Origin of the sequence: Caballeronia sp. BR00000012568055, from assembly GCF_029439455.1 — a bacterium.
In the GTDB taxonomy this organism is placed as follows: domain Bacteria; phylum Pseudomonadota; class Gammaproteobacteria; order Burkholderiales; family Burkholderiaceae; genus Caballeronia.
In genome coordinates this window covers 1-9,593 of record NZ_JAQFVG010000024.1, presented here as the reverse complement: position 1 = coordinate 9,593, position 9,593 = coordinate 1, and the positions used below count along the sequence as shown (strand labels likewise).

At 58.7% G+C, this 9,593-nt stretch carries 10 protein-coding genes and 1 pseudogene; 9 read left to right on the top strand and 2 right to left on the bottom strand.

What is annotated here, in order from left to right; genetic code table 11:
* The 9 genes from P7F28_RS02540 to P7F28_RS02500 all read left to right on the top strand — a co-directional run.
* Window positions 1–1,178 (top strand): hydantoinase B/oxoprolinase family protein (locus P7F28_RS02540; RefSeq protein ID WP_277182868.1); only part of this gene is annotated, 1,178 nt, incomplete at its 5' end.
* An 18-nt stretch (window positions 1,179–1,196) separates the two neighbouring features.
* Complete coding sequence (locus tag P7F28_RS02535) at window positions 1,197–1,667, top strand: RidA family protein (RefSeq protein WP_277182867.1); 471 nt, start codon at window positions 1,197–1,199, stop codon at window positions 1,665–1,667.
* Between the two features lie 70 nt (window positions 1,668–1,737).
* Complete coding sequence (locus P7F28_RS02530; protein WP_277182866.1) at window positions 1,738–2,568, top strand: ABC transporter substrate-binding protein; 831 nt, start codon at window positions 1,738–1,740, stop codon at window positions 2,566–2,568.
* A 100-nt stretch (window positions 2,569–2,668) separates the two neighbouring features.
* Window positions 2,669–3,508 carry an amino acid ABC transporter ATP-binding protein gene (locus P7F28_RS02525; RefSeq protein WP_277182865.1) on the top strand — a complete coding sequence of 280 codons (840 nt, stop codon included), beginning with the start codon at window positions 2,669–2,671 and terminating at the stop codon, window positions 3,506–3,508.
* Window positions 3,509–3,520: 12 nt separating this feature from the next.
* Window positions 3,521–4,192 (top strand): amino acid ABC transporter permease, encoded by a 672-nt coding sequence (locus tag P7F28_RS02520; protein WP_277182864.1) that lies wholly within the window; start codon window positions 3,521–3,523, stop codon window positions 4,190–4,192.
* Between the two features lie 10 nt (window positions 4,193–4,202).
* Window positions 4,203–4,868, top strand: a complete 666-nt coding sequence (locus tag P7F28_RS02515; protein WP_277182863.1) for an amino acid ABC transporter permease — start codon at window positions 4,203–4,205, stop codon at window positions 4,866–4,868.
* A 47-nt stretch (window positions 4,869–4,915) separates the two neighbouring features.
* Window positions 4,916–6,208 (top strand): FAD-binding oxidoreductase, encoded by a 1,293-nt coding sequence (locus tag P7F28_RS02510; protein ID WP_277182862.1) that lies wholly within the window; start codon window positions 4,916–4,918, stop codon window positions 6,206–6,208.
* Between the two features lie 26 nt (window positions 6,209–6,234).
* Entirely contained in the window at window positions 6,235–7,266 is a 1,032-nt protein-coding gene (locus P7F28_RS02505) for a proline racemase family protein (RefSeq protein ID WP_277182861.1), read from the top strand.
* Window positions 7,267–7,344: 78 nt separating this feature from the next.
* The gene (locus tag P7F28_RS02500; protein WP_277182860.1) at window positions 7,345–8,223 is read left to right on the top strand and encodes a shikimate dehydrogenase; all 879 of its coding nucleotides are present in this window, start codon (window positions 7,345–7,347) and stop codon (window positions 8,221–8,223) included.
* Between the two features lie 63 nt (window positions 8,224–8,286).
* Here the strand turns inward: P7F28_RS02500 and P7F28_RS02495 are convergent, their stop codons facing one another.
* On the bottom strand, window positions 8,287–9,300 hold the full coding sequence (locus tag P7F28_RS02495; RefSeq protein WP_277182859.1) for a 4-hydroxyproline epimerase: 1,014 nt from the start codon (window positions 9,298–9,300) through the stop codon (window positions 8,287–8,289).
* Between the two features lie 31 nt (window positions 9,301–9,331).
* Window positions 9,332–9,593: pseudogene (locus P7F28_RS02490) on the bottom strand (ornithine cyclodeaminase); the annotation flags it as partial.

The window sequence follows — 9,593 nt, the reverse complement described above, 5'->3', positions numbered from 1 at the left end:
TGATGGGCGATCTCGATGCGCAGCTTGCAACCTGCAATATCGGTGAGCGTGAACTGCTGCGTATGATCGGCCGATACGGCGAAGAGAATCTGCAAAGCTATTTCGATGAACTGCTCGATTACGGTGAAAGACTTACGCGTCAGGCCATCGAAGCGTGGCCCGATGGCGTGTATCGCTTCACGGATTACATCGACAACGACGGTTTTTCCGAAGACGCGATTCCAATTCAATGCGCGATCACGGTGGAAGGATCGAAGGTCAGTGTGGACTTCGCGGGATCGTCGCCGCAAGTGCGCGGCGCGATCAACTCGACATTGTCGTTCGTTAAGTCTGCTACCTATCTCAGCGTACGCTGCGCACTCGAAGCCGATGTGCCGAACAACGCGGGCGTGTATCGCTGCATTGAAATCACCGCGCCTGAAGGCTCAATTCTCAATCCGCGTATGCCCGCGCCCGTGGCCGCACGTGCTTTGACGGGGTATCGCGTGGTGGATTGCGTGCTCGGTGCATTGGCACAGATTGCACCGAAGAAAGTGATGGCGGCAGGCGAAGGCGGCAACACGGTGATCGCGCTGAGCGGCTATGCAAAGGGCGCGAGCGAGCCGTTCATTCTGGTGGACATGATCAACGGCGCGTGGGGCGGACGCTTCAACAAGGACGGCATGGAAGGCGTGACGAATCCATCGCAGAACATGTCGAATATGCCGATCGAAACGCTCGAAGCGCGTTATCCGATCGTGATGGAAGCGTATGGCTTTGCCGAGGATTCGGGCGGCGCGGGTGAGTATCGCGGCGGGCTGGGGCTGGTGCGCGAGTATCGGATCGAAGCGGAAGAAGTGGTCGCGCAGATTCGGTCGGATCGCGCCAATCACGCGCCTTATGGCTTGTTTGGCGGTGGATCGGGTGCGTGCTCGGCCAACTATCTGCGCTCGGACGATGGCTTGTCGCCGCTGCCCAGCAAGTTCACGCGCACGCTGCATCGCGGCGCGATCATTCGTCACGAACAGGCCGGCGGCGGCGGTTATGGCGATCCGCTCAAGCGAACGCTGGAAGGTATCGAAGCCGATCTCGCCAACGGAAAGATCACGCGCGAGTATGCGGAACAGCGCCACAAGGTCGTGTTCGACGGTGACAAGATCGATCGCGCTCGTTCGAACACGGCACGAAATGCGAAGTAATCCGAAGGAGTTTAAGAAATGAATTCGAGTCTCAAGGAACGCTTGCAGGAACTCGGTATCGCGTTGCCGCAATCCGCACCGAAACCCGGCGCGAATTTCCTGCCGGTGAAGAAGGTCGGCAATCTGCTGTACGTGTCGGGGCAAGTGCCGGTGCTGGATGGCGTCGATCATTACGTCGGCAAGCTTGGCAAGAACGTATCGCTCGAAGATGGACAAGCGGCGGCGCGACTTTGTGCCGTGAACATGCTAGCGCAGGTGGATCGTGCGGTGGAGGGCGACTTCAATCGCGTCGCGGGATGCGTGCGGCTGGGCGGTTTTGTCAACGCGACCGACGACTTCACCGATCACCCGAAGGTCATCAATGGCGCATCCGATCTCATGGTCGCCGTGCTCGGCCATGCAGGCCGCCACACGCGTGCGGCAGTTGGCTGCATCTCGTTGCCGCGCGGCGTGGCGGTCGAACTTGAAGGCATTTTTGAATTGAAGTAAGGCATTGGCGCGCAGCAAAAAAGCATCGTCGTATATCGGAAATTGGAACCCTTATTTGCAGAGGTTGATCATGTTGAAGATGTCTGGAATGCTCGGTCGCGCTTTAATCGGCGCAACGATTTTCGGCGCGCTGGCCGCCAGTTCGGTTGCATACGCGCAGGACAATACGTGGCAGGACGTACGCAAGGCGGGCGTGCTGCGCTGTGGTATCGCCACGTCGCCGCCGTACACCATGAAGGACCCGAAGACGGGAACCTACAGCGGCGTGTTTCCTGACCTGTGCCGTCAGTTCGGTGAACAAGTGCTGAAGGTGAAAGTGGAGTACGTGGATACGACGTGGGACAACATCGTCGCGGGTCTGCAATCCGAGAAGTGGGATATGTCGCTGTCGCTGAATGACACGCCGGAACGCCGCAAAGCTATTTCGTTTTCCGAACCAGTGGTCGATTACAGCGTGACCTTCACGTACAACAAGAACAACCCGAAGGTGCCGAAGCAGATTCACGCCATCGCCGATATCGACAAACCCGGCACCACGGTCACGGTGATGTCCGGTACGGCGCAGGACAAGGCCATTTCGTCCGTGCTCAAGCAAGCGACCATCATGCGCTTGCCTGGCTTCGATGAAACGCGTCTCGCGCTTATGTCCAAGCGCGCCGATCTGCTCGCCGACGACAACATGACGAACCTGCTGCTCGTGCGCGCCCATCCCGACTGGGCCGAAGTGTTCAAGCCGAATCCGCTGCTCGCGCAACAGGGCATTGCCTTCGGTATCCGCAAGGAAACGCCTGCTGCCGACGTCGCCGTGTTGAATCAGTTCATCGAAAAGCAGAAACAATCGGGCACGGTGAACAGCCTGGTCGATGCCTCGGTGAAAGAGACTGTAGCCAGTACTAAATAATCGGATTTGAGTCGATGGAAGCCGTGCTTCTTGCGGCTTCCCCTCGTACGTTTGAACGAAGACGTGAGCGCCAGCGATGCGCTCCGCGGAGGAAGTCCTCATGTTGCTATCTCAGACTCAGGCACAACCGGTGTCGAATCCGACCTACGGGGCGAAGGTCTCGTCGCTGTCGGCCGCAGCGGGCGATTTCGTGCAGTTGCGGAACGTGTACAAGTCATATGGCGAGAATCTGGTCGTGATGGATCGCATGAGTCTCGACATGCGCGCCGATGACCGGCTGGTGGTGATCGGACCGAGCGGCAGTGGCAAGAGTTCGCTGCTGCGCGTGTTGATGGGTCTCGAAGGCGTGCAGGGCGGCGAGATCATGTTTCAGGGCAAGCCGTATATTCGCGGTGCGGATCAGAGCGGCTCGAAGCGGATCGATGCGAAGCTGCAAAAGCAGATCGGCATGGTGTTTCAGCACTACACGCTGTTCCCGCATCTTTCCGTGCTGGGCAATCTGATTCTCGCGCCGGTCAAAGTGCTCGGCTTGAATAAAGCCGATGCCACCGAACGCGCGCGCAAGTATCTCGCGCGGCTCGGCCTTGAAAGCAAGCTCAATGCATATCCGAGCCAGCTTTCCGGTGGTCAGAAACAGCGCGTGGCAATCGCACGCGCCCTGATGCTCGAACCCAAGCTGATGCTGTTCGACGAAGTGACTTCAGCGCTCGACCCCGAGATGGTCATCGAAGTCCAGAACGTGATGTTGCAACTGGCCGAGCAGAAAATGGCGATGATTATCGTCACGCACGACATGCACTTCGCACGCGATATCGCCACACGCGTGGTGTTCTGCGCCAGCGGCAAGGTCGTGGAAGAAGGCGCACCCGCCGATATGTTCAAGTGTCCGAAGGAAACACGCACACGCGAGTTTCTGGAAAAAGTCCTTTATCTGGATTGAGCGAGGCGGATCATGGGCTATCAGTTTGATTTCAGCTTTCTGAAGGGAAGCGTCGAGACGTTGTTGCAAGGCTTGCGCGTGACGCTGGAACTGGCGCTCGCCGCCAATGTCATGGGCCTCGTATGCGGCTTCTTTCTGTGTCTGATGGTGATGAGCCGCTGGCAGATCGTGCGATGGCCGGCGCAGCTTTTCATCGAGTTCTTCCGCTGCACGCCGGCGCTGTTGCAGATCGTGTGGTTCTTTTACTGCATTCCGATGATGGTCGATGTCTTTATCGATCCGATCGCAATGGGCGTGCTGGCGCTCGGGCTGAACCTGACCGCGTTCAATGCGGAGGCGTATCGCGCGGGCGTGCAGGCGGTGCCGAAGGAACATCTCGACGCGTGTATCGCGCTGGGTCTGAAGCCGTGGCAGCGCACGTTTTATGTGGTCTTGCCGCAAGCCTTGCGCAGCGCCTTGCCCGTGTTGATGACCAACGGTATCGGCACCTTGCAGCAAAGCGCGCTGGTGGCGATTGTCGCGGTCGCGGACCTCATGTACGTGGCGAAGAGTCTGGCGACGGAGGCGTATCGGCCGCTGGAAACGTATTCGGTGGTGGCGCTGATTTACTTCGCGCTTTCGCTGCCGATCACGCGTCTGGTCCATATGATCGAGCGCCGGCAAGACGCCGCCGTGCAGCGTTAAGGAGAACGTCATGAATTTCGATGTCGGCATCGTCGCGTCCTACTGGCTTGTGCTGCTCAAGGGCCTGGCGCTTACCGTGGCATTCACCGGCGGCTGCGCGTTGCTCGGCAGTGTGCTCGGCTTCGTGCTGAGTCTGCTGCGCATGTCGCCGTCGCGCTGGATCAAAGCGCCGACGTGGCTGTACGTGGAGTTGTTTCGCGGCACGCCTTTGCTGATTCAACTGTTCTGGATCTTCTTCTGCTTTCCTGTCGTCTTTCGTCTGCCGATTCCACCGTATCTTTCGGTCATCATTTCGCTGACGCTGTATATGACCGCGATCACCAGCGAGACCTTTCGCGGCGCGCTCAAATCGATTTCCGGCGAGCAGCATGATGCGTGCATCGCGCTGAGTCTTCCGCCGCAGGTGAAGATCATTCACGTAATTTTTCCGCAGGCTTTACTGCGAGCGATTCCGCCGCTGTTATCGAACATCATCAGTCTGTTCAAGGAAAGCGCGCTGATTTCGTCGGTGGGCGTGGCGGACCTCATGTATGTGGGCCAGAGCATTTCCAATGCAACCGCGAAGCCGCTCGAATTCCTCACCACGGTCGGCATCATTTACTTCGTGGTGGCGTTTCCGCTGACGCGTCTGGTCAGTCTGATCGAAACACGATATCTGCGCCGCTTTGCATATTGAGCGCGAAAGGTATTCAATAAAACTTTGCAGCACGGACACCAACGAAGATGAATTCCGTACCTCGCGAGCGTTATTCCGAACCTGTGGCGTCGTCAGTTCCGAAGGAGCAGGCGGTGGTGATCGGCGGCGGCATTGTCGGCACGTGCTGCGCGCTTTATCTTCAGCGCGACGGCTATCAGGTCACGTTGATCGATCCGGCCGCGCCCGGCGACAGCACGGCCAAATGGAGTTGCGGCCAGATTTCGGTGGGCGAGATCATTCCGCTTTCCAAACCCGGCGTGCTGATGAAAGTGCCCGGCTGGCTGATGGATCAGACCGGCCCGCTGGCTTTGCGGCCCAGCGCCTTGCCCGGCATCATTCCGTGGATGCTGCGTTTCATGGCTTGCGCACGGCATTCGAAGATCGAAAGCATTGCTCAGTCGATGGCTTCGCTCACGAAGCACGTATTCGCTGATTACGCGCCTTTGCTCGACGCTTGTGACGACAAAGCGCTGCTCGTGCAACAGCCCGTCATGCAGGTCTTCGATGGTCCGGAAGGCGTGGCGCGTGAACGTGGGCATATCGAACTGCGGCAGTCGCTGGGCTTCTCTTCTCAAGTGCTCAATGCAGCGGAGATCGGCGATCTCGAACCTGCGTTGGGCGGTCGCTTCGCGCACGGTATTTTGATGCCGCAATGGCGCTTCGTTAGCGATACTGAGGGATTTATCGCCGCGTTGACCGAAAGTTTCGAGCAACAAGGCGGACGCCGTATCCGCACCAGCGCCTTATCGATCGATGAAGACGCGGGCCGCGCCACCGGTGTCAAGCTTGCCAATGGCGAGCGCGTTGCAGCAACGCAAGTCGTGCTTGCCGCTGGCGCGAGCGCGACGCGCTTCTTCTCGCAACTCGGCATCAATGCGCCGCTGGAAGGCGTGGCCGGCTATCAAGCGCTGCTGCGCGATCCCGGCGTCGAGTTCCGCCATTCGGTGATCTATTCCGATGGCGGCTTTTGTTTTACGCCGATGCGTCGCGGCTTGCAGATCGGCGGCACCATCGAGTTTTCCGGACGCAATGCGAAGCCGAATTTCAGGCGTGCGGAAATCATCCTTGAGAAGGCGCGGCGTGTTTTGCCGCAGCTTAAAGCGGACAATTATGAGTTCGGCGTCGGCTATCGGCCGTTTTTGCCGGATACCAAGCCGATTATCGACCGTTCGCGGCGTTTGCCGAACGTGCTGATGGCGATCGGCCACGGACAGCTTGGCCTGACGCTCGGCGCGACCACAGGCCGCCTGATCGCCGATCTCGCTACCGGTCGTACACCTAAGCAAGATATCGCGGCGTTCAGCGCTTACCGGTTCTGATGAACCATCTTCAAAGTGAGTAGATCATGCGCTGGAAAAAGACACTTCAACTCGTAGGCGTGCATTGCGAAGGTGAGATCGGCAAGGTCATCACCGGCGGCGTCGTGAATATTCCCGGCGCGACCATGCTCGACAAGATGAACTACATCAACGAAGTCGATGACAGTGTGCGCCGTCTCGTGGTGCTGGAACCGCGCGGTTGCCTGCAAATGTCGGTGAATCTGCTGCTGCCGCCAACACGTCCCGAAGCGCATGCGGGCTTTATCGTTCTGCAATCCGACAAGGCACATCCGATGTCGGGCAGCAACGCCATCTGCGTAGTGACGACGCTGCTTGAAATGGGCATCGTGCCGATGCAGGAGCCGGAAACCACAGTCGTACTCGATACACCCGCAGGTCTCGTGACGGCACGCGCAAGCTGTCAGGACGGACGATGCACCGGCGTCTCGCTGAATATGGTGCCGGCCTTTGTCGAGCATCTCGACCTGCCGATACAAACGCCTGAATTCGGCACCATCAAGGTGGACGTCGCGTTCGGTGGCGTGTATTACGCCTTGGTCGATGTGGATCAGGTCGGCCTCAACATTGCACCCGAGAACGCGCGCAAGCTCGCGGATCTGGGCGTGAAACTGCGCGGCATTATCGATGAACAAGTGAGCATTCAGCATCCGCTTTATCCCGAGATCAACCGGCTTGCTTACGTCATGTTCCGCAATCGCGTAAGCGATACGGAATATCAGACGTGCACGACGTTGCCGCCAGGACGCATCGACCGATCGCCGTGCGGCACGGGCAGTTCCGCGAACCTCGCCACGCTTGCGGCGCGCGGCAGCGTGGATATTGGCGGCAAGCTCAAGTCGCGTTCGACTATCGGCAGCGAGTTCGGCGTCGAGTTGCTCGGCAAAACGGAAGTGGGCGGCAAGGCGGCGGTGCTGCCGCGTATCAGCGGGCGCGCGTGGATTTACGGCATCGAGCAGATTGGCGTGGACCCGGACGACCCGCTTGCAGCAGGCTTTATGCTGAGCGATACCTGGGGCGAAGGCTTCCCGAAGAAATAGCGTGTGATGCGGCTCGCCTTCGGGCGAGGCGCTTCCATTGGCATTGAAATTAGCGATACTAATCAACGAGAGAAATTTATGATTACCGGAAAGACTGGCGTCTATTTCATGGTAGCGGACCCGATCGAACAGGTGCGCACGCCGGAGATTTTCAACAAGGTGTTCCCGCTGTGCGGCGACGATGCGGTGATGGTGCCACTTCAGGTCTCGCCTAAGCATCTCGAGGGCACTGTGCGGTCATTGTTCGCATCAGCGACCACGCGTGGCATGGTGCTGTCGATTCCGCACAAGACGGCGGCGGCGTCCATTGTCGATCGTCTTTCGAAGGGCGCGCAAGTCGCCAACGCGGTGAACGCGATTCGTCGCAACGACGCGGGCGAACTCGAAGGCGAATGCTTCGACGGACTCGGCTTCGTCAAGTCGATGGACCGCTACGCAATGGCGTATCGCGGTAAGTCGGTGTTGCTGATCGGCGCGGGCGGCGCGGCCAGCGCGATTGCGGCGGCGCTGGCGGAAGGCGCGGTGTCGTCCATCGGCTTGTACGATCCGGACACGGCCAAAGCGCGTGCGCTTGCGCAATCCATTCAGAAGCAATACGGCTTGCCGGTTTCGGTGCAGGAATCGAATGATCCTTCGGAGTTCGAAGTAGTGATCAACGCATCGCCGCTGGGTTTGAAAACGACTGATCCGCTGCCCGTTCCCACCGATCGGCTTGCATCCGAAGCGCAAGTGTGCGACATCCTGATGAAGAATCAGCCGACTCCGCTGCTGCGCGCTGCGATGGATCGTGGCATGCCGGTGCTGCCCGGCTTCGATATGCTGATCCTGCAATCGCCGCTGTTCCTCGACTTCTTCGGCGCACACAAAGCGGCCGATTTGCTGCGTGCCGACGATTCCATCGCACGCGACATGCTGTTTCCCGCCGAGCTTCGCGATCTCGTCAAGCGCGCGGCCTGAAGCATTCAAAGCGTTAAAAAGCCGGTTTTGCACGCGCAGAACCGGCTTTTCTTTGTGTTTCTATCAAGCAAAGTCTTTGAGGCTGAAGCCATGCGGATAAGGATGCGACTCGTCCACGTAATGCTCACCGCGACCCGTGATAAAGGCTTGCCCTTCGATACTCGGCAGCACCGCATCCAGACCGCTTTCCAAACACGTGACCGCTTCCACGCGTCCGACGAATGCGCTCAGAATCAGGCTCTGATGCGTGAAGGTCTGCCCTTCGCGCAATAGCCCGCGTGCATGGCGTTGCGCGACGCGTGCCGAGGTGCCCGTGCCACACGGTGAACGGTCGATCAACATCGGGCCGGCGATGACGACTGCGCGGCCATCGGCGCTTTCGCTCTGTGGCGCACCCGTCCACATGCAATGCTTCACGCCGCGAATATCAGGCTTGTCAGGATGCACGACATCGATGGTCTGATTGACCGCCTGCTGCATCTGCCATCCGTATTCCAGAAGCTGATCCGATGAAAAATGCTCGCAGCCGGGAAAGTTCGGCTGCACTTCGACGATCGGATAGAAGTTGCCGCCGTACGCAATGTCCACGACCAACGTGCCGAGCGCGGGATGCTGTACTTCGAGATCGCGGTGCAGCAGAAAGCTCGGCACGTTAGTGAAGCGCACGTTCTTCACGCGCTTGCCGTCCATCTCATAGCGCGCGGAAAGCTGACCGGCCGGCACATCGACGATGATATGACCCGGCTGGCGCGGTTTCACCAAACCCGCTTCGATCGCAAACGAAATCGATCCGATCGATGCGTGGCCGCACATCGGGAGAAAGCCGGAGGTTTCGTAGAAGAGCAGGCCCATGTCGGCATCGGAAGAGATGGGCGGGTACAGGATGGTGCCGGACATATGTGCGTGGCCGCGTGGTTCCATGGAAAGCGCGCGGCGAATCCAGTCATATTCAGTAATCCCAATTTCTCGTACGGCAGACATGGACGGCGCTTTGACGATCGGCGCGCCGCTCGTCACCATTCGCACCGGCATGCCTTCGGTATGGCCTTCGATACATTCGAAACGATATTGGGTCATAGTCTTTTCATTCCTCGAATAGAACGCACACTTAACCTTGATTAGGCTTGTCCCAAAGATTCAGCGACTGGCCGATGCCTTTATCCAAAGCATTCCTGTAAAGATCATAGCCCCATGAGATATCGAAAACCGCCATGCCGCAAGCGATAAAAATGACACGCTGCTTGTTGTTTTCTCGTCCAGGCTTCACGCCGTTGACGACGTCGCCCAGCCCGGTGGATTCAGCGAGCGAAGGCAACTTGCCTGCATCGATCAGACGATAAAACGGTCCCCCGATCACGCCGCCGTAATAC